Annotated in this window: 24 protein-coding genes and 2 tRNA genes; 12 read left to right on the top strand and 14 right to left on the bottom strand. The window is 42.5% G+C overall.

The genetic code is table 11. The features are described from left to right. The first annotated feature begins 180 nt into the window (after positions 1-180). The 4 genes from QGN29_RS06750 to QGN29_RS06735 all read left to right on the top strand — a co-directional run bounded on the left by QGN29_RS06750 (position 181) and on the right by QGN29_RS06735 (position 3,267). Positions 181-843, top strand: a complete 663-nt coding sequence (locus QGN29_RS06750; protein WP_310799935.1) for a sulfotransferase family 2 domain-containing protein — start codon at positions 181-183, stop codon at positions 841-843. 5 nt (positions 844-848) lie between these two features. Next, the gene (locus QGN29_RS06745; RefSeq protein WP_310799934.1) at positions 849-1,436 is read left to right on the top strand and encodes a hypothetical protein; all 588 of its coding nucleotides are present in this window, start codon (positions 849-851) and stop codon (positions 1,434-1,436) included. Positions 1,437-1,524: 88 nt separating this feature from the next. Continuing rightward, a tRNA-Arg gene (locus QGN29_RS06740) sits at positions 1,525-1,601 on the top strand. 94 nt (positions 1,602-1,695) lie between these two features. Then, entirely contained in the window at positions 1,696-3,267 is a 1,572-nt protein-coding gene (locus QGN29_RS06735) for a PAS domain-containing hybrid sensor histidine kinase/response regulator (protein ID WP_310799933.1), read from the top strand. A gap of 98 nt (positions 3,268-3,365) precedes the next feature. Here the strand turns inward: QGN29_RS06735 and QGN29_RS06730 are convergent, their stop codons facing one another. The 5 genes from QGN29_RS06730 to QGN29_RS06710 all read right to left on the bottom strand — a co-directional run bounded on the left by QGN29_RS06730 (position 3,366) and on the right by QGN29_RS06710 (position 8,026). After that, the gene (locus QGN29_RS06730) at positions 3,366-4,589 is read right to left on the bottom strand and encodes an ABC transporter permease (RefSeq protein WP_310799932.1); all 1,224 of its coding nucleotides are present in this window, start codon (positions 4,587-4,589) and stop codon (positions 3,366-3,368) included. Beyond that, positions 4,589-5,308 (bottom strand): ABC transporter ATP-binding protein, encoded by a 720-nt coding sequence (locus tag QGN29_RS06725; protein ID WP_310799931.1) that lies wholly within the window; start codon positions 5,306-5,308, stop codon positions 4,589-4,591. Before QGN29_RS06725 ends, QGN29_RS06730 begins: the two co-directional genes overlap by 1 nt. Then, on the bottom strand, positions 5,301-6,476 hold the full coding sequence (locus QGN29_RS06720) for an efflux RND transporter periplasmic adaptor subunit (protein WP_310799930.1): 1,176 nt from the start codon (positions 6,474-6,476) through the stop codon (positions 5,301-5,303). The genes QGN29_RS06725 and QGN29_RS06720 overlap by 8 nt, the downstream gene beginning before the upstream one ends. 4 nt (positions 6,477-6,480) lie before the next feature. Further along, complete coding sequence (locus QGN29_RS06715; protein WP_310799929.1) at positions 6,481-7,176, bottom strand: YIP1 family protein; 696 nt, start codon at positions 7,174-7,176, stop codon at positions 6,481-6,483. 295 nt (positions 7,177-7,471) lie between these two features. Further along, the gene (locus QGN29_RS06710) at positions 7,472-8,026 is read right to left on the bottom strand and encodes a hypothetical protein (protein ID WP_310799928.1); all 555 of its coding nucleotides are present in this window, start codon (positions 8,024-8,026) and stop codon (positions 7,472-7,474) included. 351 nt (positions 8,027-8,377) lie between these two features. Here QGN29_RS06710 and QGN29_RS06705 point away from each other — a divergent pair, with 351 nt between their 5' ends. Next, the gene (locus QGN29_RS06705) at positions 8,378-9,613 is read left to right on the top strand and encodes a hypothetical protein (protein ID WP_310799927.1); all 1,236 of its coding nucleotides are present in this window, start codon (positions 8,378-8,380) and stop codon (positions 9,611-9,613) included. Between the two features lie 4 nt (positions 9,614-9,617). Here the strand turns inward: QGN29_RS06705 and QGN29_RS06700 are convergent, their stop codons facing one another. After that, positions 9,618-10,424 (bottom strand): CPBP family intramembrane glutamic endopeptidase, encoded by an 807-nt coding sequence (locus QGN29_RS06700; protein ID WP_310799926.1) that lies wholly within the window; start codon positions 10,422-10,424, stop codon positions 9,618-9,620. A gap of 155 nt (positions 10,425-10,579) precedes the next feature. On the opposite strand from QGN29_RS06700, the gene QGN29_RS06695 reads away from it, so the two are divergent. After that, positions 10,580-11,614: a serine hydrolase domain-containing protein gene (locus QGN29_RS06695; RefSeq protein WP_310799925.1), complete on the top strand. Its 1,035-nt coding sequence runs from the start codon at positions 10,580-10,582 to the stop codon at positions 11,612-11,614. Here the strand turns inward: QGN29_RS06695 and QGN29_RS06690 are convergent. The 3 genes from QGN29_RS06690 to QGN29_RS06680 form a co-directional block, all read right to left on the bottom strand. Next, positions 11,611-12,720 carry a DUF5700 domain-containing putative Zn-dependent protease gene (locus QGN29_RS06690; protein ID WP_310799924.1) on the bottom strand — a complete coding sequence of 370 codons (1,110 nt, stop codon included), beginning with the start codon at positions 12,718-12,720 and terminating at the stop codon, positions 11,611-11,613. The two genes, QGN29_RS06695 and QGN29_RS06690, sit on opposite strands and share 4 nt — an antisense overlap. 85 nt (positions 12,721-12,805) lie before the next feature. Then, a complete protein-coding gene (locus tag QGN29_RS06685; protein ID WP_310799923.1) occupies positions 12,806-13,858 on the bottom strand; it encodes a sugar phosphate isomerase/epimerase family protein in 1,053 nt (350 codons plus the stop codon). A 10-nt stretch (positions 13,859-13,868) separates the two neighbouring features. Beyond that, positions 13,869-14,978 carry a Gfo/Idh/MocA family protein gene (locus tag QGN29_RS06680; RefSeq protein WP_445800655.1) on the bottom strand — a complete coding sequence of 370 codons (1,110 nt, stop codon included), beginning with the start codon at positions 14,976-14,978 and terminating at the stop codon, positions 13,869-13,871. Between the two features lie 384 nt (positions 14,979-15,362). Here QGN29_RS06680 and QGN29_RS06675 point away from each other — a divergent pair, with 384 nt between their 5' ends. The 3 genes from QGN29_RS06675 to QGN29_RS06665 all read left to right on the top strand — a co-directional run bounded on the left by QGN29_RS06675 (position 15,363) and on the right by QGN29_RS06665 (position 18,779). Beyond that, entirely contained in the window at positions 15,363-16,508 is a 1,146-nt protein-coding gene (locus QGN29_RS06675; RefSeq protein ID WP_310799921.1) for a sensor histidine kinase, read from the top strand. A gap of 116 nt (positions 16,509-16,624) precedes the next feature. Continuing rightward, on the top strand, positions 16,625-18,361 hold the full coding sequence (locus QGN29_RS06670) for an ATP-binding protein (RefSeq protein WP_310799920.1): 1,737 nt from the start codon (positions 16,625-16,627) through the stop codon (positions 18,359-18,361). A gap of 49 nt (positions 18,362-18,410) precedes the next feature. Next, complete coding sequence (locus tag QGN29_RS06665; RefSeq protein ID WP_310799919.1) at positions 18,411-18,779, top strand: YbaN family protein; 369 nt, start codon at positions 18,411-18,413, stop codon at positions 18,777-18,779. A 22-nt stretch (positions 18,780-18,801) separates the two neighbouring features. Here the strand turns inward: QGN29_RS06665 and QGN29_RS06660 are convergent, their stop codons facing one another. From QGN29_RS06660 to QGN29_RS06650, 3 genes are all read right to left on the bottom strand, one after another. After that, positions 18,802-19,254, bottom strand: a complete 453-nt coding sequence (locus QGN29_RS06660; protein ID WP_310799918.1) for a PAS domain-containing protein — start codon at positions 19,252-19,254, stop codon at positions 18,802-18,804. 159 nt (positions 19,255-19,413) lie between these two features. Then, positions 19,414-20,364 (bottom strand): hypothetical protein, encoded by a 951-nt coding sequence (locus QGN29_RS06655; RefSeq protein ID WP_310799917.1) that lies wholly within the window; start codon positions 20,362-20,364, stop codon positions 19,414-19,416. Between the two features lie 16 nt (positions 20,365-20,380). Continuing rightward, positions 20,381-20,932 (bottom strand): PadR family transcriptional regulator, encoded by a 552-nt coding sequence (locus tag QGN29_RS06650; protein WP_310799916.1) that lies wholly within the window; start codon positions 20,930-20,932, stop codon positions 20,381-20,383. 319 nt (positions 20,933-21,251) lie between these two features. On the opposite strand from QGN29_RS06650, the gene QGN29_RS06645 reads away from it, so the two are divergent. After that, positions 21,252-22,394 (top strand): aspartyl/asparaginyl beta-hydroxylase domain-containing protein, encoded by a 1,143-nt coding sequence (locus QGN29_RS06645; protein ID WP_310799915.1) that lies wholly within the window; start codon positions 21,252-21,254, stop codon positions 22,392-22,394. Positions 22,395-22,611: 217 nt separating this feature from the next. Here QGN29_RS06645 and QGN29_RS06640 read toward each other — a convergent pair whose 3' ends face one another. Then, positions 22,612-24,030 carry an alpha/beta hydrolase family protein gene (locus QGN29_RS06640; RefSeq protein WP_310799914.1) on the bottom strand — a complete coding sequence of 473 codons (1,419 nt, stop codon included), beginning with the start codon at positions 24,028-24,030 and terminating at the stop codon, positions 22,612-22,614. A 152-nt stretch (positions 24,031-24,182) separates the two neighbouring features. Here QGN29_RS06640 and QGN29_RS06635 point away from each other — a divergent pair, with 152 nt between their 5' ends. Both QGN29_RS06635 and QGN29_RS06630 read left to right on the top strand, forming a co-directional pair. Next, entirely contained in the window at positions 24,183-24,533 is a 351-nt protein-coding gene (locus QGN29_RS06635) for a PadR family transcriptional regulator (RefSeq protein WP_310799913.1), read from the top strand. Further along, positions 24,530-25,135, top strand: coding sequence for a hypothetical protein (locus tag QGN29_RS06630; RefSeq protein ID WP_310799912.1), 606 nt, complete (start codon positions 24,530-24,532; stop codon positions 25,133-25,135). The genes QGN29_RS06635 and QGN29_RS06630 overlap by 4 nt, the downstream gene beginning before the upstream one ends. A gap of 225 nt (positions 25,136-25,360) precedes the next feature. Here the strand turns inward: QGN29_RS06630 and QGN29_RS06625 are convergent. Further along, a tRNA-Phe gene (locus QGN29_RS06625) sits at positions 25,361-25,435 on the bottom strand. Between the last annotated feature and the right edge of the window lie 70 nt (positions 25,436-25,505).

The following is a 25,505-nucleotide window of genomic DNA, read 5'->3' as shown; positions in this document are numbered from 1 at the left end:
CTCTCTTCACTCGTTGATTTGGGACCCCGTTTTTGTACTCAATTCTTGATCGTAAAACAAGCTACATTCCCTTGAAAATCATGGTAAAAAATGAACATTTCAACTATTCTCTATTGATTAATGAGGCTTCCTTATGACATTGTGCGTGCCAAAGATTATATCATCCTAGGGGAAGAATAAGTGATCATCTCTATCCATATAAAAAACTGCAGCGGGACACAGGTGAGGCAAGGCCTTAAAGACCATTTTCAAGCAGCGCTTTTTGAAGATAAAGGGGATGAGACTGGATCTACCTGGCCCTCTTCTCTTGCGAAAAGAGAGCGGCAACAAAAAAATACACAAGAAAGCAAAGCCCTATTTTTAGATAAGTTCAAGGCCATCCATGGTCATTTCAATCGCAGAAAATATGAAATATTAGGTAATCACTGTCGTTATATCAGTTTTATGCGGGATCCTGTCTCTCGGGTCATAGCCAATTATGACACCCTCAAAAACCAACCTAATTCAAATCAGACTGAGGCCCTTATTGTGAATAAGTTAGGCTTCTCTCTAGAAGAATATATTCAACACCCAGATGCTCGAAATATTCAATCACGCTATCTCCAGTCTACAACTCTAAAAGAATATGAATTTATCGGCCTGACAGAGAAATATGAGGAGAGCATAAAAAAATTGAACACTCAATTTGACCTTTCTTTATCATCGACACTCCCCACGGAGGCTGAAGAGCATACTTCAAAAGAATATGAAATCTCAAACGCGCTTGCTCAGCTTATCAAAGACTGTAATCCCCATGATATGGAGCTATATGCTCTTGCTATAGAAAAGTTTAATAAGGCATAAAACGAATGGATACACATCTTTATATCATAGCTGGCGTAAGTTGCTCTGGAAAATCAACTTTCATTGATCAAGTGCTCGTTCCTAAAATTCTGTCTGCCAAATCGACCTCCTTTACCGCAGATGATATCGCAATGACCTTTGCCTATCGATTAGCAAAAACGTTTAATATAACGAAGAGACCAGTAACGATCGTTCATTATAATTCTCTTCATGCTTTTAAGAACAGGCCAGAAATGAGTGTGGAAGAATTGCGGTCAGATCCACTGCTTAAAAACCTCCTTAATCAGCCCTATAAAACAACTCTTTATCTCTGTTATGTGCCAGAAGGGAAACTCTATGAAAGAGTGAATAATCGCGAGTTTCTAGAGCCTCAATTTTATGCGAACAATACGCGCTATAATAAAGAATTGGCGAAAGAAAAACTCCAAAATGTCAACCAGCGAAAAGTCTTACTTGATCTTGCGGATCTTTTCAGTTCAATCACAAGTGACATTCATATTGTTCTTTCAAATGAAAATAAAATTGACTTACTCTCTCTCAATGACTTCCGTTATGGTTTACCGACTCAAAGTTTAGAACAAAAATTAAAATAAAAAAATGTCACAAATAAAAAGTTGATATTCCTATTGCGTGAACAACTTAAGAAAGCTATTGTCCGCTCACTTTCATAGCTGATACCGCGCACCCATAGCTCAGCTGGATAGAGCGCTGCCCTCCGAAGGCAGAGGCCAGAGGTTCGAATCCTCTTGGGTGCGCCATACTCTCTTTTTGCAATAGTAAAAACGTATCATTCATGTATTATACTACACAGCAATTTAAGTCGAAATGCTTACATTACAGGGCTGAACTTGAATGACTAAAAGTAAAGATTATAATAAAGTAAGTCAAAATGAACGCTTCATGAAAGAAGCTATTGCAGCTTCTGGGGTAGGCCTCTGGGAATGGTCAGTTCCTGATAATAATGTTATTTATAGTTCTGAATGGTTCACAATGCTGGGTTACGCTGAAGATGAATACCCCTCAGGTTTTGCAACATGGGAAAAGCTCACACATGATGATGATAAAGAGCCAATACTGGAAAAAGCTGATAGAGCATTTTTAGGTGACATAAATAAATATGAAGGTCGCTTCAGAATGCTATGTAAGGATGGCTCCTGGAAATGGATCCATGCTAAGGGTATGGTTACTGAGCGAGATCAAGAGGGAAAAGCGCTTAAAATTTTTGGTATCCATATTGATATTTCAAAGGAAATGAGTGAAGAAATAGCCCTGAAAGAGGCTTTAAAAAAAGAGGCTGAGGCCCGCGCTGTAAAAGAGCAATTTTTAGCAACTATGAGCCATGAAATTCGTACTCCGATGAATGGTATTATGGGTATGCTTGAATTAGCTCTAAAAACGCCGCTCAATGAAGAACAAAAAGACTTTTTAGAAACAGCCTTAAAATCCTCTCAACACTTACTGCATATTTTAAACGACACGCTTGATATATCGCGCTTAGAGCAAGGGGCTATGTCGTTAGATATTTCAAAATTCAATATAATTGCATTACTTAATGATACTGTCTCATTATTTACGGCGACAGCTATGAAAAAGAAAATTGAATTGAATTTAGCTATTGATGAGTCATGCCCTCAATACCTGGATGGTGATGAGCAAAAACTTCGTCAAATTTTGATCAATATTATCGGTAACGCTGTAAAATTCACTCAAGACGGCCATATCGATATCCATGCTTCTATTTCAAATGAAAATGGAAAAACGATATTAAACATTACCATCAGCGATACAGGTATTGGCATCCCAAAAGATAAACAAGAACATATTTTTGAAGCTTTTAAGCAAGTCGATGCTTCAATTTCTCGAAATTATGGCGGCACAGGCCTTGGGCTCGCGATCACAAAAAAACTAATATCCCTATTACAAGGTGAGATCACCATAGAGAGTGCATTAAAGAAGGGCAGTACTTTTGAGATCAAAATACCTTTAAGCGAGTCTACCTCAAAATTAACCAATCAGAATGATGAAATTCAATGCCTTAAGGAAGTGAAATTCAGCTATTCTAATGACGGTATTCTAATCGTAGAAGATAATCCCATCAACCAGATGATTCTCAAAAAATTTCTCGAGGTAGATGAAATCCCGATAACAACGGTAAATAATGGTAAAGCAGCGGTTGATCTATGTAAACGCAGTCAATTTGATCTGATCTTGATGGATATTCATATGCCCATGATGGACGGTGTTACAGCAACCAAAGAAATCAAAAAAGGGAGTGGATTAAATTCGAATACACCCATCATTGCTGTTACGGCAGACGCTTTAGCAGGTGATAAAGAAAAATATTTAAAGTCTGGTATGTCGGATTATATCACCAAACCTATCAATCGATCACTCCTTCTGAAAACGATATCAATCTATCTTTAAAATTCATGCAGTAGATTTAAAAGTCTCTCACGCTCTAGACTAGTGGGATTTTATGCACAATATCCAGTTCTCATTTTCATCCTCTTGGGTGCGCCACTCTATTCATGATGGAGTGCTTGTATTGGATCAAGGTTAGCTGCTTTAGACGCTGGTACAATACCAAAAATAATTCCCACTGAACTCGCAAATCCTAGACTGAGAAGAATAGCCCATAAAGGAATAGAGACCCCAGGGAGGGTTGGTATTAATGAAACAGCAATCCAAGCGATACTATATCCCAAACCGATCCCAATCGCGCCACCAATTAAACAAAGAATAATAGCCTCGGCTAAAAACTGAGTGAGTATATCACCGCGTGTTGCCCCTAGTGCTTTGCATACACCTATTTCTCTTGTGCGCTCAGAGACACTGACCAACATAATATTCATAATGCCAATTCCTCCGACAATTAGAGAAATCCCTACGATGGCCGAGACGACCATAATACTGGTGGCCATAATAGATTCAAATTGCTCTTGCATTTGACCAGAAGCTTGAACTCGGAAATCATCGACTTCATTTTCCTTAATATTATGCCTTTTACGTAGCATGAGTGTAATTTGGTCAATAATACGTTCAATGCTCTCGGTTTCAGAGGTTTTAATCATCATTTGTAGTGAAAACTCAGCGCGTGATCCCAGCATTTGCATAGCTGTACCAAAGGGCATCATCACCATATTATCCTGCGAAAATCCAAGCGTTGCGTCTCGCTTTTCCATCTCCCCAATCACTTTAAACCATTGGTTATTTAACTGAACAAACTCACCGCTTGGATCCACCGGCAGATCAAGCTCTTTTCTGATATCAGCGCCTAAAATAATTACCCGCCTGTTTTGGCTGCTATCACTATCAACGAAAAAACGGCCATTTACGGGAAAGAAATTATTTAACTCTTCATAGCCCGAGTTCGTGCCCATATAATATTGCATATTTGCACGTTTTCCGTTGTAAAAGAGAGCCCCGCCCCCATTAAAGACCATCGGTATCATGGAGTCGATACCTTCTATATTGCGCTCGATGGCTTCATAATCTGAAAGTTTCATACGGGCGCGTCGGCCTTTCATGACTTCGCTAAAAGGCAAGTGAGGCTCCACAATTAATGTGTTACTGCCCATACTTTCAAATTGCTTTGTAATGCTATCTGAAAACCCCTGCATGATAGCGATAACAATTATCACACTGGCAACACCTACAATAATGCCTAGAGTCGTCAGAATACTCCGAAGTAAATTAGCCTTAAGTGCTAACAGGGCTAAAATTAAATTTTCAACTGAACGCATCATCAAGACTGCCCCTCTGGAATAGAAGGCACTTTACTTTCATCACTCATTATCTTTCCATCAGATATGGTGATTACCCGCTTACAATGGGCGGCAATGTCAGCTTCATGAGTTACAATAATGATTGTCTGACCCTGTTCGATTAAGATGTCAAACAATGCCATAATATCACTGGTCGTATTGCTATCTAAGTTCCCTGTCGGTTCATCTGCTAGTATGATAGATGGATTAGTCACAAGTGCACGCGCAATTGCCACACGTTGTCGCTGACCCCCAGACAATTGGTTAGGCAAGTGATGATGCCGTTCACCGAGGCCGACACGGTTTAGAGCCTCCATTGCCTGATTGCGTCGCTCTGCTCGAGGGACTTCCTTATAAATCAAAGGCTGCATAACATTTTGAAGGGCTGTCGACCTTGGCAACAGATTAAAGTTCTGAAAGATAAAACCAATATCGCGGTTTCGTACCGCTGATAAGTCATTATCTGACAATTCATGCACTCTGTGGCCGTTTAAAATATACTCACCTTTTGTTGGGCTATCCAGACACCCAAGAATGTTCATCATGGTTGACTTACCTGAGCCTGACTTGCCGATGACCGCAATATATTCATTGTCACCGATAGATACATCGACACCGTCAAGAGCTCGAATAATTTCATCCCCCATTTCATAGGTTCGCTCTATCTGCTTTAAGGTGATCACAGAAGCATGATTAGGCATTGTCATCTTCTTTGTTCACATTCCTTGGCTTAACTAGGGAATTTTCGCGTAAGGTGCGTAGCTTCCTGTAAGGACCGACAATCAAATCATCATTCTCTTTTAACCCAGATACAATCTCAACCTTGCTATCCGTCTGAATTCCAATCTCGACTGTGCGTTTAACGACCTTGCCCTCTACTGCAACAAATACATGCTGAGTAGTTTGGCCGTCCTTTTTGGCATTTAAGACGGCTTCAACCGGTGCAAATACAGCGCTTTCAGCCACCTCTGTATATATCTCTGCACGGCAACTAATGGCGAGCCTTGAAAAATCACCGCTGTCCGATTTTATTAGAATTTTCACTAGGAATGAATTTTGCTGATTGCTATCACGCCGCGCGGTTGTACCGATACTAATCACTTCACCAGCCATAGGGTTTTCAGGGGCTGCCACTGTTGTAACCAGCGCTTTTTGACCTATTTTGACTGACAAAATATCTGTCTCAGCAACTTGCACTTCGGCTAAAACTGCTGATGGATCAGCGACATCAAGTAAAGCGGAGCCAATAATATTAGTTGTTCCCGCAACAACAGTCTCACCAATTTTTGCATTTGATGTGGTCACGATCCCATCGATCGGCGCACGAATAACCGTTTTATTAAGCCGATCATTAGCTTGCGCGAGCAAGGCTTCCGCTTGTTCAAGGTCTTTGCGACGACTATCCAAGTCCAAGCGAGAAAGTTTATAATCCCGCTCGTAATTTTCCATAGCATCACTACCAATGTGACCCGTTTCGAATAAATCTTTTTGACGCCTCAGACTACGTTTTAATTGCTCTGAAAAGACTTCCTGACGTTCAATAGCAATCCTGCGCATGCTAACCATTGCCTCTTGTCGCTTTAGATCTGCTTCAAATTGTTCCGCGCTGATCACTAAAAGCGTATTGCCTTTCTTTACTACAGCGCCTTCCTCAACATGAATTTCACTAATCTTTCCAGTCACCTCTGTACGCAGATTAATAATCTCGCGGAAATTTAATGTGCCAGAAGCTAAAACGCTGGCAGCCACCCGCCCTCGTTCTACCTTTTCAATCATCATCTCTTGACCTTCAGAAGATGATTTTTTTGAAAAGACTGCCATGATGACCACGACAGTGATAATAGCTATAACTATAATAAATTTTTTCATCTTATCACCCCAAAACCATCGCACCCCAAATGCCATAAATAATGACATACGGTATGGCCGCAATAACTAGAGATTTGCTCATTGAACGATTAGTCTTGTGCGATACATTTAATGCGAGCAGCCAAAGGGACCAAAACAAGAAAGGGCTTAGAGCAGACATAAATCCGGCAGCAGGATCACCAATTGGATAGTGTGTAATCAATGCATTAGCGGTCATGAAATTCATTTCATCCATTGTAATTTGATCGCTAGATGTGGTTAGCAAAACAATCAATGAGGCAAGGGGCATAATGATGCTTGGGAAAGAAGACCACACAGAAACAGAGAACCATGAGCCAAATCCATGATCGCCTTTAGCCGTAAACTTATCGAACATATTTAAATAAAATGCATACAAGGCCATAAACAGAGGGATCATAATCATCACGCCTAACACACTAGTCGTGGTCATAGCCCCCCTTGTCATAAAGCCTCTTGCCTGTTCAGGCAGAGGTTCTGGGGAGGAAGCTGATATTTGATCAAACATCCAATCTATATCTATTATCTGATAATAATATGCGAGCACGGCTGAGTTCACGCCAAGAAGTAGTATAAGCGGTAGCCACATCCATTTGTTATTGCCTTGGATATTTTTTACCGCCTGATGCGGTGATGTAATGATGTCAAGTAATGTTGATACAGGTGATGCATTCTGTGACACAGCGACCTCCCTAATATATTTTCCCCTAGCCAGCAGAGTAATATATTCCTCAGAGAAAACATAGTTAATATTATTTATGTTCAGTAATTTCGCAGTAATGAACGCTATTATATGACAAGTATACTTCTCATCATTTTTGCTGCCGAGCATGCTTTTTATGAAATTGAATGGCTCTTATTTTCAATCAGAATGAAGCGGTCTGGAGGAAGACAGATATTTGTTCAGGCTTTAGGTGACATAAAGTCTACCCAGCTCTGAAAGAATATTTTTCAGGCGAATAATAAGAATGCATTTACTAGCCCAGAGTCTGTTGGAAAGTTGAATATAAAATGATAACCATAAAGACCAGTGCAATCACAAAATGCCAAGCCCAATTCTTAATCAACATCAAAGAAACAAAAACAGCGATAAAGGCAAGATTTCTAATAATGACCTCAAGATTAATCATGTCTGTAAAAGTCCACATGATCAAAGGAATTACCACAAGATATGCAATATGGGACAAAAATAAGGGATACTTATTACAATCATAATAGTCCCACATCGACAAATTGCTCTTAATGGTATGGGGCAGCGAAAAGGCCGAAATCATAAAGACCGTCATAGGGAGCAGACTCAGTATAAAAAGCTGACCAGCATTCTTTAACTCAATATTGGCATTAACCTCAAAGAATTGCCACCATGCATTGATCATGAAAAGAAAAGCAATAACAGCCCATAGAATTGGGACAATGTCTACTTTAACATGCTTTCGTTCTATTATGATACGGTGTGCACTGACGAGTAAATCAGTTGCACTAAGTGCGTAAATGATACCAACAAATGGTATCAATAATTCAAACTGCTCCATCAAACACCTCCACACCCTTTTTATCTTCACAACGCAATGTTGCGAGTAAACTTCCTGCAATCCTTCACTAACACGATACTGATGACATCGTTATATCATCAATCCGAGTGAACCAAGGCATTGTCTGTATTTATGCTTAAAAGGATACCTATTTCAAATCAATAGTAAACGCCTGAATACAGACTATCATTCCTTTAGTTTCAATTCTTTCCCTAGTAGATATGCTGATACTGAGCTTTCAAAATACGACTCTATTTAAAGGAGCACTCTTGCCCCTTCATGGGGTCATTTGGCCTTTGAACCCACTGGAAAATTCTGTATATTCCGGATAAGGATGAGGATGACTGTGATATGAATAAAATTTTTTGGCTTTTAAGTTTCTATTGCGCAACGATGACACTGTCTCACAGCGGTGAAGCGCAGTCTGATATACCGGAGGAGGAGAAACGAATTTTCCTGCGTCACTATGACGCAGCGAAGTCAGCAGGGCATCATGATGTTGCTTTGAAACTTTTGGTTTCTTTTCTTGAAAAAACACAGGGGCAGGATGCGGACGTCACTCTCAAAACTAGGCGCAAATTAGGGCAGAGATATTTTGAAGATAAAAAATATACCGAAGCGATTGCTCTGTTTCACTCTAATGTAAAAAAAATACTCAAAAAAAATGGTAAACACCACCTACAGCTGTTTGAGCCTTACTTCCAATTAGCGCGAGCCTATTCACTGGCTGAGCGAGATATGAAGCCCTCAAAGAAATATTATGATTTAGCGATCAAAGTTTTGAAGCAAAACAATAAAGACAAGACAGAGCTCTTCGCAAAGGCGAATTTATATGTTGCCATTGACATGATGATTTACGACAATTTAACAGGTAATTATGCGACCACAGCTTCCATATCATCAGGACTATTCACTACGGATGGGGGGCTCACGGATGCTGGCGACATGAGAAATTACCGGAATGAATACAACTATAAAAACGATTGGTATAAGGCTGAGAAATATCTTGAGAGGGCCTTAAATGCTATCGCGGGCACATCCCTGAAAGATCCTTTTTTAAGAGAAAAAATTCTGATTGCACTGACAAAAATCCAGCTATTAGAAACAGCTGATTATCAAAATGTGCAAGCAGGCGTATCTGGACGGTATAGTAAGAATGTTGCCCATAAAAAATACACAGAACAAGATTCACAACTCAGAAAGGCGATGAATAGGTTAGCAGAGAATCCAGAGCTCAATAGAGACTACTTACAGATTGGCAACAAAGTGATGATGCAAATCTCTGTACAGCGTGAAAACATGGAGAGCCTCCGCCAATTTTGTGAGAGCGGCAGTGTTGATGATAGTGCAAAATATGCCAGCGCAAGAGTCTTCGATGTTGAAGCTGATGGCAGCGTAATCGCACCCCAGGTGAGCACCAGAATTCAAAAAACAATTTTTCGGGATACAATCCCTCCCAGGGCGCGCGCTGAACTGCGTCCTCGTAGATTGCCAAAGGTCTATTTTTTACCCGTGTGCATCCACAACACTCTAAAAGCTGTATTGATTGGCAAACCCTCTGTCAGAATTGAGTCTATCGACGAGTAGTCCCTTACTGTTCTTGTTTTGGCCGGACCTTCCGTAAGTAATATTCCACAAGGAAAATAGCCAAAGTTAAAAGGGCTAGCTGATTCATAAGAGTAACTTGCTCGATTGTAAAAAGAGTAGATTGCTGAGTCACATCAAAGTTCCAAAGGCCAGAAACCCATTTCTCTTTCTGACTAAATAGGGCCTGAATATAATTAGCTCCTATATGGAAACCAATAGGTATAGCCAGCCCTTTTGACCAATAGGCTAATACCGCATAGAGTAACCCCCAAATAGCTGGTCCCGTAATACTATCAATAGTAATCCCGTGATAGAGGCCAAAAGCAATAGAAGTCAAATATATCGCCCCTCGAATGCCAATCGCTGTTTCAAGTTTCTTCATGAAATACCCTCTAAAGACGAGTTCTTCCATGACACCTAACATCACAAAAGAAAGTAAGGAAACGAATATCGTATTGAGGTAATTTGGTTCTAATATGGGCACTATTTTTACCGGTGTAAAAAGTAGATAAGCCACAAAAAATGCCCCAAAGAAAGCCATACCTACGACTAAACTCAGTGAAAACCGCATCCATGAGCCTGGCGACAATGTCATCCCAAGATCCCCCATGGTAAGGGTATCGGTCCGTAAATAAACTTTTGTCAAAAAATAGACGAATAGACTTAGGGATCCCCCAAAAACAATAGCTTTCATAGACTGTGGCAAGAGAGGCCCTACTGCGCCGCCCCAATAAAATGCAATCTGGAATATGATCCAAATTGAAAAAGCTTTAATGATGGTTAATGGTATGTTGATTGATGATGATGTCATACTGCTCTCCCCTACAGAAAAACAAGCTAACAGGGTATAGGGCGGCTGGTCAAGCCAGTGAGTAAATCGCGACTTAAACCACTGACTTTACAGACGAACTCAACATCGTCTACTGTGTCGGGCAACAGAGGATGATCCAGAGGATGAAACAGAGCATGAAAAAGAATAAAATATTGGTTTTTTGGCTTAGAGTAGCGGCAGCCTTCGTAACAATAGGCAGCATTTACATTTTTGCGCCGTGGGAATTTGCTCTTCAATATCTCTCTCCTCTTCCCGATACAATTCAAGAGGAACTGGATGATGCAGCCCAAGAAAATGTTGCAGGTATAATCTTCTATGTTCAACAAGGGGATAAAGCCGCGGAAAAATATGCTGCCGGCTTGCATAATAGGGCCGAAAAAATTCCAGCGAGGCCTGACGCACTTTTCAAAATTGCGAGCATAGGAAAACTATATAATGCATCTGCCCTTACCAAACTTGCTGCCTCTGGCAAACTGAATTTAGACAAAACACTTGCGGACTATTTACCAGAAATGGCACCACGGATTGACTATGCAGATGAGATTACCCTTCGTATGATGGTTCAACATCGAAGCGGTCTGCCAAACTATACAGATCACCCAGACTTTAATTGGGCCAGCAAAGATCAAGAGGTTACAAAGTTATTTCTAGACCTTCCTGGAAATTTCAAACCCGGTACCGATTATAGCTATTCAAATACCAATTATTTACTAATGACGCGCATAATGTCTAATGTTCTGGGACATAGTCATCACGCCTTTATCACGAGTGAAATACTAACGCCCTTGGGATTAAAGAATACCTATTTTTCCGTCAATGAGGTTAACGATAACGATCTTATGAGCGGCTATTATGTTGGCTACGAAGAAGATTTCAAACACCTAGATCAAGGGTTCGTAGCGACAGCTGAGGATGTTGGCATATTTCTTCGCGCTCTTAATGAAGGGACATTTTTTTCGGCTGAAGAGACAGCTCTTTATGCATCCCTTTATGAATATGAACATACAGGCTGGGTTCTCGGATATTATAGCATTGCCCGCTTTGACAAAGAAACAGATACGGTCATGATACAATTCATCAACACAAACGGGGATGATACAGTTTTTCTAGGTGACATTCTTTTCAGTCGGCTCAAAAAGATTTTCCACCGAGGAGCACATGACTCCTAAGGGTCACTTTCTATGGTCTCACAGGCTGTCATTTTCAGCGGTCTAGTCGACAGATAACCAAGCAGCGCAGGCCCCAATTGTGGTAATGTGTCATCTTGCTTCTGGAAAGATGCGTAAAGACTGAAAATAGCCGCTGGGTCGCTATGAAGTATACATAGAAGCTTCGCGCGGGGCAGTTTTTGATCCACCGCTTTAAATATTGTTACGCCAACAGAATAAAAAGGACTATCAAAGCTGCCCGACAGGCCTATTGAATTGACCTTCTCATAGGCTCCCGCCTGATTTTTACGGGTTAAATAGAGTATGGCCAAATCTAACAAGTCGAAATTCGACTGCACCCGGCGGCTATTTTTTTGCAAAATACGTTGACTGAGGTCTGTGTAATAACCGCCTGCAGGTAAGGTAGAAAAATCTGCGATAGCTGTGGCACTGCCCTCACGAACAATAGCATCCAGTAATTTAGCGGGGCCATCTTTCTTCGGACGGTCTGCAAAAAATTCATTCTGTATGCCATGGTAAGATTCGTGAGCGATAAGATAGAGCATCCCTTGCTCATCTCCCTTGATACACGGTAAATCCAAATAAAAATCTCGCCCCTTAGCCCAACCCCCGCAAGAGGGTGTTCCAATCATGACAGTTGCTGTTCCTGAATAAGAGAGGCCATCTGGAGTATAGGGAGACACTATATTTGTCATATTAATCGACAAACTCTGCTGGTTCTCTTTAATGGATCTCAATTGATCCAAAAGACTATCTTTATGATCTATCACCTCATTAAAACGATAGATATTTCTGCTTGATTTTTCACAATTTGCTGCCTGTTTCCGTGCTAAGATATAAGTATCCATAGTAAAATAATCGCGGAATTGACTAAAATGAGTGAGCATAGCCAAAATCGGCTTTGAGCGTCTAATTTCAAATTCGTCGATTGGCTTTCCTGTACAGACCTCAGACAATATTTGAAGCGACAGATCAGTTTTTAATAAGAGTGAAAGAGGAGCAGGCTGTTCGGCTCCAAACTCACTGCTATTCCCCACGACACTAGAAAGACAAGCCAAGCTTAACAGAAAAGTCACCTGTCTTAGGTGATTAGAAACTTTCAGCATCAATCTGTCCCTCTCTTTTCTAAAACGCCTATGACCTGCTCCATATTCGACATTTTGAGGGTAAACCAAAACGAGTCTACAAGGGTTACAGGCCTAATATTTTTTTGTTGAGCTCCTGATCTAATTCGCCACCAGCAAAATCATCAAATGCTTTTTCTGTCATACGGATCATATGATCGCTCACAAAAACAGCCCCTTCTTTCGCACCATCTTCCGGGTGCTTGAAGCAACATTCCCACTCAACGACAGCCCAGCCCTCAAAACCATATTTTGCTAGACGGGTAAAAATACCTTTGAAATCGACTTGACCGTCCCCCAAACTTCTAAAACGGCCCGCGCGTTCTTGCCATGACTGATATCCCCCATAGACCCCTGTTCTGGCATCAGGCACAAATTCAGCATCCTTGACGTGGAACATTTTTATCCGCTCGTGATAACGATCAATGAAAGCAAGATAATCCAATTGCTGTAATAAGAAGTGGCTTGGATCATAAAGGATATTCGCCCGAGGGTGATTATCAACAGCGTCTAAGAACAATTCAAACGTAGCCCCGTCATGAAGGTCTTCACCGGGATGAATTTCATAGCAAACATTCACATTGACCGCATCAAAGGCATCAAGAATAGGCAGCCATCGATTGGCGAGCTCTTCAAAGCCTTGCTCAACAAGACCTGCTGGACGCTGCGGCCACGGATAGACCATATGCCACATTAACGCACCTGAGAAAGTCACATGATTTGTAAGCCCAAAATTCTTACTTGCTTTTGCAGCAAGCATCATCTGATCAACTGCCCACTTCGTGCGGGCATCTGGGTCACCGTGCAGATGGTCTGGTGCAAAGCCATCAAAGGCCGCATCGTAGGCAGGATGAACTGCCACAAGCTGACCTTGCAGATGAGTAGAAAGTTCTGTGATTTCTAAGCCTGCACCATGAACAATAGATTCGATTTCTTTACAGTAAGTGAGATCAGAGGCGGCACGCTCCAAATCCATGCACCGTGCATCCCATGTCGGAATTTGCACGCCCTTATATCCAAGAGACGCTGCCCACTCGCAAATGGACTTCAGTGAATTGAAAGGAGCTTCATCGCTCATAAATTGAGCTAAGAATAAAGCAGGTCCTTTTATTTTGGTCATTGCCTTCTCCTTATATTTTTGTCCAGCGACTGTTATTATTTGAACTATCAACAATTGCTTCGATAAAGGCCATACCGCGCACACCTTCCTTGATGCCAGGGACACCTGTAGCCTTTTTCTTTTCTCCTGCCTTAATCGCTGCAGCAAAATCAATGTAAAGATTTGCAAAAGCTTCTAAATAGCCTTCAGGGTGCCCTGCAGGCGTTCTACAACGTCTAGAGGCAGCGTCAGTAAGATGATCTGTTCCAGCCCGATAAAGCTGTTCAGGCGCATCAATTCTTGTCACGCGGAGACTATTAGGTTCTTGCTGTCTCCACTGCATTCCACCCTTGTCGCCATAAACACGTATACTGAGGCCATTTTCTTCCCCTACACAAACTTGGCTTGCAGATAATACCCCCGTAGACCCATTATCAAATCTGAGCAAAGCAGCACCGTCATCGTCCAATTGCCGGCCCGCCACAAAAGCTGTTAACTCTGAGGCTAGTTCGACCACAAGGCTATCTGTAATATATTCTGCTAGGTTATGTGCATGAGTTCCAATATCGCCCATACAGCCACTGATGCCTGATGTTTTTGGATTGGTACGCCAAGCCGCTTGCTTATTGTCTTGCTCGCCAGCGAGCCATCCTTGATGATATTCAACATAAACTTTCCTAACAGCCCCAATTTCACCCTTTGCTACCATATCTCTGGCTTGTGAGACCATAGGATAGCCCAGATATGTATGGGTGAGACCGAACAGTCCATGGGTCTCGTCAATAATAACTTCCAATTCTTCTGCTTCTGCGAGTGTCAAGGTCGCAGGTTTATCACAGAGAACAGCAAAACCCGCTTTAAGCGCTGCCGCTGCCACTGGGAAATGCATATGATTGGGCGTGACGATTGCAACAAATTCCATGCGCTCCTCAGCTGGCATCGCTGCCTCTGCCGTCATCATCTCGTCAAAGCTGGCATACAGTCTATTGTCGTCAATATTGAGAAGAGCACCTGTGGCTTTGGTATTTTCCATATCCCGACTAAAAGCGCCACAAACGAGATCAATTTTCCCATCAAGAGCCGCAGCTAAACGATGCACTTCACCAATGAAGGCGCCTTGGCCGCCGCCAACCATCCCCATGCGTACTTTTTTATTATCCCCTAAAGCCAATACTTCCTCCTGATTTTCCCAATCTTCAAACTTTCTGAAAACACCTACTAAGTAGGCATACCCTGCATGATAGCGCTTTCATTTTAGAAATAAAGAGCTTAATTATATTTTTAACATCTTTATAATAACCCCATCTAAATTGTGCAATAGGCAGCGCTCATAATTATCATCCGGCCCCTACATTTCCCTTTGCTTTGAAAAGCCCCTTAAGAAGACGGCCATAAATTTTACTTCTGGCTCGCTGTCTCTCTTTCTATTTCGCTAAGAATGCGCCCAGTTAAGCGCAATAAGTTGGGATTACAAGTCAGCTGTGGCATGATTTACAAAGTTAGAATTAAAGACATGTGAGGCATCGTGGCTTTCCTATCTGAAACATTTACAGCTCCAAGCTTTTATCTTTTTATCGCGCTTCTTATGGTGCCTATCATGCTGCATCAAAACGGAGCCAAAGATCTGAAAGAAAATTCAGGCTATGGCTTCATGCAAATCGGTTCTATATACCTAGCTTTAGGAGGGTTTCTAGATTTTGCTGAAGAAACCACATACGGTGCCTTTCTCAATGATCTTGCTGTTGGTCACTTTAACATTGATGACATTCTGCTTGTGGCCATTTACGCGCCTGCCATTCTGAGTATCGGTTACGGCCTTTCAACATGGTTGCCAGATATCAAACACCTCAGTGAAGAAATAGAACGCCGCAAGACAGCTGAAAATGATCTCATCGACAAATTACAGGAAATCGAACATCTCGCTGTCAGGGCTGAAGAAGCTAATCATGCCAAATCACAATTCCTATCGACCATGAGCCATGAGTTACGCACCCCACTCAATGCCGTTATTGGTTTTGCAGAAATGCTGCGAACAGATTATGCCAGAGATAATTTAGATAAGCAGGACGAATATCAACAATATATCCTCCATAGCGGCCAACACCTTCTTGATCTCATCAATGACATTCTGGATCTCTCTAAAATTGAAGCCGGTAAAGTCATTATTGATTACAATCGCTTTGATACGGCCGATCTTGTTGAGGATTTGATCCAATTTCAGCATATCCATATCAAGAATAAAAATTTAGACATTCATGTGGCCAATGAGGGTTTTCTGATCATTTCAGATTACCGCGTCCTGAAGCAGATTGGATTGAACCTCATATCAAACTCAATAAAATTCTGCGAAGAAGGCCGTAGAATTAGCATCTCCCTTTCTCAGAAAAACAACCATCTAGAACTGATCATTGAAGACGAAGGCTACGGTATCCCTGCAGATAAAATGAAATCAATAATGGAGCCTTTCACCCAGATAGAACGCAGCTATTCGCGCACACAGGAAGGATCAGGACTCGGCTTATCCATCGTGAATAAATTCACCCAACTCCTTGATGGAGACTTCATTTTGCAGAGCGAGGAAGGCGTAGGAACCAAGGCCACCGTCATCATCCCTTTGCCCTATGATCCTTATGACTGGGACCCCGGGTCAGACAACCCTTCAGTTCTTTAAAACCCCATTGTAATGTCTATGCAAAAAATATTTGACAAACGCACATTTTCTTAGTGGAATGTGGTCTCATAATATGCGCTTTGGGGGCGGAATATTAGGAAGGCGAACCAGAGGACATGGCAGCTGATGCACCTCTTTCTCTAGACCTTATACCGACTGCAGTTCTCCAAATAAATACTGCGGGTCAAATTTTATATGCCAATCAAATTATGGGTCACTTAGTGGGCTATGAAGAGGTCGAGTATTTGATGACTCTCCCGCTCGCTAACCTCTTGTTTAAAAAAAATGGCTTTCACTCTTTTGATGATCTGCCTTCTCTCTTTGGCCCTATTGGCCAAGAAGCCCTGAAAAGGCGAGATGGTCAGGCAGTGGCTGTCTCTGTAACCTATTCTTGCAATGAGGAGACGGCAATCTTATGCTTTACACCGGCTGAAAAAATCCAAGCTCACTGTAGGTCTATCAACACCCAATTAGATGAATTTAAAAATTATGTATCTGACCTTCAGTTCACACAAGATGCTTTAGAAGCACAGGGTGCAGAGCTTGCAAGAATTAGTGAAGAAATTGGTCATGCTAGGGACTTGGCCAATGAAGCCAATCGAGCTAAGTCTGAATTTCTTGCAACGATGAGTCATGAACTTCGCACCCCTTTGAATGGCATCTTGGGGATGACGTCTATGCTCTTAAATTCAAAAATAGAGAAGCATCTCAGAGAAAATATCCTCACAATTGCTGATTCAGGCGCTATGCTGCTTGAACTTCTCAATGACATTTTAGACCTCTCAAAAATTGAAGCTGGCCATTTGGATTTAGAGCTAATTGGGTTTGACCTCCATCATTTGCTAACTCAAGTGGAAACGCTCTGGCGTCCTAAAATCGAAATGAAGGGCCTGCATTTTTCAGTTTCAATAGATCAGACTGTGCCACAATTCATCCACTCAGATCCGACACGCATCAGACAATTGCTTACAAATTTGATCAATAATGCCAGCAAATTTACCCATTCCGGGTCCATAAAAATTAATATTGTTCAAGCAAGAGCTGGAAACCAAGCCGGTCACCTTATTTTCTCTGTCGCTGATACGGGCATAGGAATCCCAAAAGACAAACTTGAGTCGCTCTTTGAGAAATTTACACAAGCTGATAGCTCTACCACACGTCAATATGGCGGGACAGGGCTGGGCCTGGCAATCTGCCATCAATTGACAGAATTGATGGGCGGGCACATTGATGTCAAAAGCAAGGAAGGCCAAGGGAGTGAGTTTAGCTTTGAAATTCCCTATACACTCAGTGAGAAAGATAAAATTATCACCCTACAAGGGGAAGACCACTTAGAAAATCTACCGGCCTTTATGGATATCTCACTTTTAATTGCCGAGGATAATTTGGTCAATCAGACTGTGATCTGCAAAATTTTAGAAAATCACATTCGAGAAATTGATCTGGCTGGTAACGGCCTTGAAGTCCTTGAGAAACTTGAGCAGGGCAATGTTTACGATCTCATATTAATGGATATTCAGATGCCTGAAATGGATGGTTTAGAGGCCACACAGAAACTTCGCCAGTCACCTGATGAAAAAGCAGCAAACATTCCTATCATAGCCCTGACAGCCAATGCAATGGCTGGGGACCGCGAATATTACCTTAAGAACGGGTTAACCGGCTACGCCTCTAAACCAATCGTGATGCAAGATCTCTTAATGGAAATTTATCGCCATCTTACTGATCAAGAAAAGGCATCTTTCAACAAGCCAACTACAGACAGCCTCTCTGAAAATTCTAGCAAATTAGCTCCCTCTGCCCCGGCGAGCAAAAAGGAACAAGCGATGGACGATATCCTAGCTTGTTTATAGGAAAACCTACCTCTAGCAAAACATCATAAAACAGCGTATAGGGAAAAGTATGAAAATTTTCTTTGTCACGTTAGGATTGCTCTCTTTGGGCCTTGGTTTAGCTGGCATTCTTTTACCGCTCTTACCTGCCACGCCCTTTTTTCTCCTCAGCGCCTATCTCTTTGCCCGTTCCTCAAAACCATTACATGACTGGATGCTTGCCCACAGAATTTTTGGGCCTATTATTCAAAACTGGAGAGAAAATAAAAGCATCAGTTTATATGGCAAAGTCTCTGCAATGATTGCCATTTTTGCAACCTTCATCATCAGCATACTTCTGGATGTACCCTCTCATGTCCTACTCATACAAGGAGTGACATTAAGTCTCGTATCTCTGTTTATTTTAACAAGAAATGCGCCGCCAAAAAATGACGCCTAAGTTGCGTCATGAGTGCTCAAACTTATGTCGCCGAAAATTCTACCCGAAAGAAAATATGACTGACGCATTTGTCTTCCGTGAAGAAAGGAACACCGAGTACATTGTAATAGCGAAATTCACGGTCTGCCCATACAAGCTGATTGTGCAGTGATAAATAGGGCGATCCAGTTCTGACAACTTCTTTAAACTTTTTGATCAACCCTGGTGATTGAACAATCTGCCCTGTTGGATCCCTGCCCACAGCTTCAACATAAGCGGTGCCAAAAATTCTGACGCGGAATTGGTCCAATTCAGGGTCATAAGCATTCAGGGCGACCCAAGGCAAGTGAGATATAAAAAGGTTAGGATCTAGATTTGCACGCTGAGGATAACCGCCGCACTGATCTTTCAACGCAAGCCATCTTTCATAAAAATCCTTTAAGTCTTCAGATTGGATATCTGCTAGATCTGGATTAAGTTGTATATCTAGATTCATAATATCCTATCATAAAGCGAATGCCTTCTGGGAACAATAGGAATTAAATTCTCCCAGATTGACCCTTTTTCTTCACAGCTATTGAGTGTTTAAGTCCAACGCTTTAAACCCTCGTAGGCAGTTAGAGAGTTTCCCCTCTCTAACCCCCTACTGATGATTTTAAGAGGAAACAGCCTCAGTCCGGGTAGCGCCCTCTTTCACCACGCTTTTAGAAAGCCATAACCAGCTGACCAAGAAGCCGTATAAGAAGTTTGAGCTCAGAACTTCTACCAAATGTACCATTCTCACTGCTTCAGGCATGTACGGGTTTGGCATAATCAGGCCAGTTCCCATCAAAAGCGCAAACGTTGCTCCCACAAGGATAGAACTCATAAGACGCGGTGTATTTATCTTGCGTACAATCAAAAAAGCCAGGCCCATCCAAACCAATCCTCGTAACAATTGGAAAGCAAGAAGACCAGGCCCTTCCCGCAAGGTCATCTCCAGATGATCAAAGAAAGGCAGAAGACTGTCAGCACCGTAAAAGGCTCGCACCTCTGGACTTTGCCACGCCACATAATATCCAAACATCCAGTATATAACCAGATAGAGTATCGACCCCATCATAAAATATTGGAGTCTGCCCTTCATAGAAAGAGAGTGAGTACTTGTATAAAGTGGGACCGAGGCCTTTGGATCAACATCCGAATGAGTGAGATGACCGGTTAACAAGGGGACAAAAGAAACGACAACCGCAATGCTAACCCCCTGCATCAATATCAGAGTCAGAGCTGTTGATGCATCAGTGCCTATATCAAAAAAGACGGCTTCCATGAGCGACATAACAGGCGCAACCATAAAGTAGAGTATAAAGAGCCACCCACTCAGCTTTAGCCCCCGTACTATCGAAGCTTTTGCTAGTCCAATCAAGATTAAGACATTCAACAGGCACATCAGGGCCAACAAACCCACTGCCGAGGCTTGGTCTGCTGCGTCCGTCGAAGCGGCGTCACTGCCTGCCGACGGATCAGCAACCCCGAAGATCAAGCCACTCACACTAACGGCGATAATATGGACACCGGTCAACCCTAGGATGGCTCCACACATTTTTACTATTTTTATTGCTGTCATTTTCAATTTCCTTTTCTTATTGTTTGTATAAATCGGCAAGCGTTGATCGCGCCCACTCCAAGTCACTGGCGGCTTGCATAACGCCTGCTTTTAATGCATATCGGCCTGTAAAATGAACCTCAGGTCCCATAGCCTGATGACTTGTTTCAAGAAAACCATGCCAGTGCGTCAAATGATCAATCATCTTTTTTAAGAAATCCTTCAAATGAGCTTGAGTGACATGGCGTCCCATCATGGAAAATCTCAGCATGAGGCTTTGCAAACATTTTCCAATTTCATGAGATTCAAGCTGTGGAAAGGCAAACCAATCCATGAGAGCCTGCTCTCCTTTTTCGGTCAAAACATACATTTTCTTATTATTAGAAGCACTATCAGGTTGCGGCACCTGATGGATCATGCCCAGGCGTTGCAGTTTATTTAACGCCGGATAAATACTACCGGGACTACTGGAATAAACACTCAGCGCTGTTGTGGCGAATAGCTGCCTGACCGCATAACCAGACATGGGATTATTCGCCAACAGACCCAGAATACCATACCCCAAATCTGAAATTTTCTGTCCATTCACTTCCTGACTCCAATTTAGTACGTTTCGTACTAAATATGCCTTCTGAGGCACGATTAATCAAGTACTATCTTCCACAACGCCCTTCGGAACCTCCTAAATCACCAATGTATTCTCTCTAAAACACCCCAAAATTGATGCTGTATTTCAGCTTGGGTACCGCTGCCGCCTAACCAGCTCATTTTAAGCAGCCACCTCCCCGTCTCATGACATTAGGGCAGTCTTTAGACTAGACACTCGCAGTTCTGTTGATTAAGACTGGCTGGTCCATTGATGATGCCTGTCAGGCTATAAAACAGGTTAAAAGAGAAAGAAGATTTTTGTGTCGCACCAATCTATTCAACAGGAACTGCAAAATTGTCTGAACAAAGGAGCTGGAAGGGAAGCACTTTCGCTTGCGAAGGACCTTGCCGCATTTGGCGGAACTCCTCCTTGGATGGTTATAGCCAAACTGTGTAATAGTAGCGGCCATCATATCGAAGAAGAAGATGCTTTAATGCACCGCTTAAAAGAGCAAAGGAGCGATCTCGGGGCCATCTCAGCACTGGCTGAACTCAAGCGTAAACAAGATGACCGCCGCGCGGCAGAATCATTTTATCAGCTAGGTCTTGGTACTGTTGCTCAAATGCCTAATCCTCCTCAAGCTGTTATCAACTGGATAAGCCGTGCACAGGACTATCTAAAAGAAGGCAAAGATGTTTACAGCAATCATGTTTTGGATCACCTCTCAAAATCAGGAATAGACCTCGCAAAAACAAGCCCCCAGGTTCAGGAAGCCTTTACTCTTTTAACAGGCCAAAGCGAACTTTTCCTTCAGCAACCCAATATGTTTTTCTTTCCTGGCCTTCCGCATAGAGCCTGGTTTGAACGCAAAGAATTTGACTGGGTAGAAGAAGTAGAAAGTTATACGGAGGCCATCGTTGATGAGTTATCTGATATCATTGGAAACGCAAATAGCTTTGAGCCCTATGTTCAAGGGCAACCTGGACGTCCCTCACCCAATAACCCTCTCCTCGACGATCCAAGTTGGGGGGCTGGATATTTATGGAAAAGCGGCGAAAGACAGGATGCTCTTGCAGACAAAGTACCAAGTGCGATGAAGGCGCTGGAAGCTGTGGACATGCCCTTAATCACAGACCGTGCACCGATGGCACTCTTCTCACGGCTAAAGCCTGACACGCATATTAAGCCCCACCACGGGGCGCTGAATACACGCTTGATCTGTCACTTGCCTCTGATTGTTCCAGAAGGCTGTGCACTAAGAGTTGGTGCTGAAACCCGGAGTTGGGAAACTGGAAAAATGTTCTTTTTTGACGATAGTATTGAGCATGAAGCATGGAATCGCGGCACAGCTGATCGTACAATTTTGCTTTTTGAAATTTGGCGTCCTGAAATTTCCTTAGAAGACAGGGAAGCTTTAACAATCCTCTTTGGGGCGATATCTAACTTTAATGATACAGCCTGATCGTCGCAGAGCAAACTACTGCTTACCAGACGTAGACGTGTCGCCTAAAGCTTCCATTTTAGAGCGCCGCCATCTTTTCCACCGCCCGTGAAGAGTATCCCTTAAATACATTCTATATTCACGCAAACTCAAAGAAAGCGACTGACTTTGGTCGCTTTCCTTTATAACATTCGGTGTTTGTCGACAACTCATTCAGAGATTAAGACGAGAGCAGCCTTTATTGATGGTGAGTTAGCCAGCTGGACAGAGCAATCAATACTTGAGGGCTAATGGTTTCGTCAATCTCGCCGTATTCATTGGTATCGCCTGTTTTTGCTGTCTGGAACATATGGTTTAAGTCTGGAAATATTCGCTTTACAGCGCCGTATTTTGCGCCGCCTAACACCTTATAAATCCCTTCCACATTCTCCTTAGCAGGAACCTGTGAATCTTTGGATCCGTTCATGATCAAAACAGGCTTTTTAACTTTTGCCCAATCTAACAACGGGTTTCCTTTTAGAAAATTTCGGAAAGTCTCTTGCGCTGCGTTTTGTGGATTTAGTGTTCCTGTTCTCTTAACCCATGTGTTAATGACCGCCTTTTCTTCCCCTTCAAGGGAATTGTATAAATTAAGCAATAGTTTCAATCTTTCTTCTTCTGACTGAGTCGTCAGAACAAGGTCGTAAAATTTCTCACTAAAAGCCTTCAAATAGGGAAGTGCATGCGCTGGAGCCCCTTTAGCCGCGGGTTCAGTCTGATCTTGTAGGACTAAAATATCATATATCGACATACCCGGACCGCCCATTGAGACAAGGGAAACAAGACCTGAAGTGGCGGCCAATTTTGCAGCGATCAAACTGCCTTCACTATGGCCAATGATATGCAGAGCCTCTTTCTTTACATCCTGATGAGTTTTCAAATAGTCGAGGGCAGCCTGACCATCGGCAACAAAATCCTCTATGTCTGCCGTTCTAAAGTCGCCGGTGGATTTAAAAACCCCTCGTTTATCCATGCGCAGAACGGCAAAGCCTTGTAGAGATAAATAATCAGCTATGACCTTGAAGCTTCGATGCCCGCTAAAATACGAGTCACGCTGGTTTGGGCCTGATCCAGGGATCAGAAGAACAGCCGGAAAGGGTCCTTTCTTTTCTGGGAGTGTCAAAGTTCCAGCAAGCCAGACATTGTCCTTTTTATTCGCTATACTGACTTCCTGTACTGTGTATGAAACAGGATTTTTGGGTGTTTGAGGTCGTTCGATATCGGGCAAAGCCTCTACTTTATCCAAAGTCAACGCAAAGGCCGATCCGCCCTGAATGAACTCTGCCGTAATTTTTGTATAGTCTTCGTTTCCTGTCCCTTTTATCGAGACCGGAACCCCTGCAAGCTTAATCGTTATTTCGCGAGATTCATAAGTGACATGACTGACCGGAATATAGCGTGCTCCTTGATCTAAGCTTGCAACATTACCGCCCCAGCTTCGATCGGCCTTTTGAAATATCTCAACACCAATCCTTAATTCTGGGCCATTTGGAATTTGCATTTTCCCATACCAAGCCCCTTTGTAAGCGGCAAGGCTATCCCCTGCCTTAACCATCCCAGTTAAAGCCATGAGCATCAGAGATACTATGAGAAGGTTTTTTATAAGTAGTTTTAACATTGGTTCTACCCTTGTGTCTTATGGATTAGGTTATACTATATACATCGTTATGCTATGTATATAGTTGAAGCTTGACTACATAGCAATACCATGTAATGAATTATTCATCTTTTCTTCTAAAAGAAGAAGCCTGCAAAGACGTGGAAGACCCTATGGAAACGACTTCCGATCAAGTGATCGAGCGCTGGATACCCCAATTTAAAAAAGGCTTGCTCGAGTTTCTTATTTTGATGAAACTTCAGCATGACCCTCTCTATGGATACGAGATGGCAATCGAAATAAAAAAGCTGACATCAATCAATTTGGCTGAGGGGACTTTATATCCGCTCTTAAATAGGCTGAAACGCGATGGGCTCGTTGAAACAGAATGGCAGACAGAAGCAAGCGGTCCCCCGCGGAAATATTATCAAATTACACCGATGGGCAGAGAGACATTAGAAAAAATGAAGACATACTGGACTGAAACCCACAGCTCAGTTTTAAAGATGGTGAATTCAGGATGACGTTAGATTTTCCAATAGAAAGTAAGCTTGCTCAAAAGGTTTGGGATAATTTCAAGCGAGAGCTAGATCATAAACTCAAGGACTTGTCTCCCTCTGAGCAGGAAGAAGTGTCGCAGGAACTCTTAAGCCATCTTTACGAGAGCGCCTTAAATGATCCTGCAGATCTTGAAGAAGAGAGATATTTAAATGCTATTGAAAGACTGGGCTCTCTTGATGACACTCTCACGCCTTTAGTTGAGGATCTTCTTCTACATTCAAGTCTAACCAAAGGTAACCCTTTTGCCGTCATAAGCAGCCTTAAAAAGACAGCCTCAAAAGGTCTCGTTCATATCCTTGGGACCTGTATTTTAGGTTTCGGATATTTCACCTGCATCATGCTCTTCGTAATGGCCATTGCTCATCTTTTTGATCCAGGCGTTGGAATCTGGTTGCATGAGAGCGGCAGTCTCTCTTTTTCCTTCTCAGCACAACCAGACGCCACCCAATTTCTGGCTTCCTATTTTTCACTCGCGGCGATCATCTTCAGTGGGATCGGATATCTATTTTTAAATCGACTTCTTCGCTTTTTCATTTCGCTGAGCACGCAAAGTAAGACCTATTAGTGTGTCATTAGAGCATCGACTGATGCCATAACTATTTTACGTGAAATTGCAGCAAGGAAGAAACGGGCAACATACTGGCTAATACAGCACTTAAAGAGAGGAGGCCCCAGTTGACTTTACCCTCGGGGTATATCCACCCATGTCATATCCCTTCACCGCACCGGCAAGGGCAGATACTATAATCGAAACATAAAAAAAGCCGCCCTTAAAGGACGGCGTTTTTAATGGTGCCCGGGGGCGGATTTGAACCACCGACACGCGGATTTTCAATCCGCTGCTCTACCCCTGAGCTACCCGGGCATGGGTAATGATAGGGGGCCTCATTGAGGCGCTGACGGGGCTTATAGGCAATATTCTTAAGCCTGTCTAG

Origin of the sequence: Temperatibacter marinus (genome assembly GCF_031598375.1) — a bacterium.
GTDB classification, from domain to species: domain Bacteria; phylum Pseudomonadota; class Alphaproteobacteria; order Sphingomonadales; family Kordiimonadaceae; genus Temperatibacter; species Temperatibacter marinus.
The sequence above is the reverse complement of the archived record's forward strand: the minus strand, read 5'-3'. Positions and strand labels throughout refer to the sequence as shown.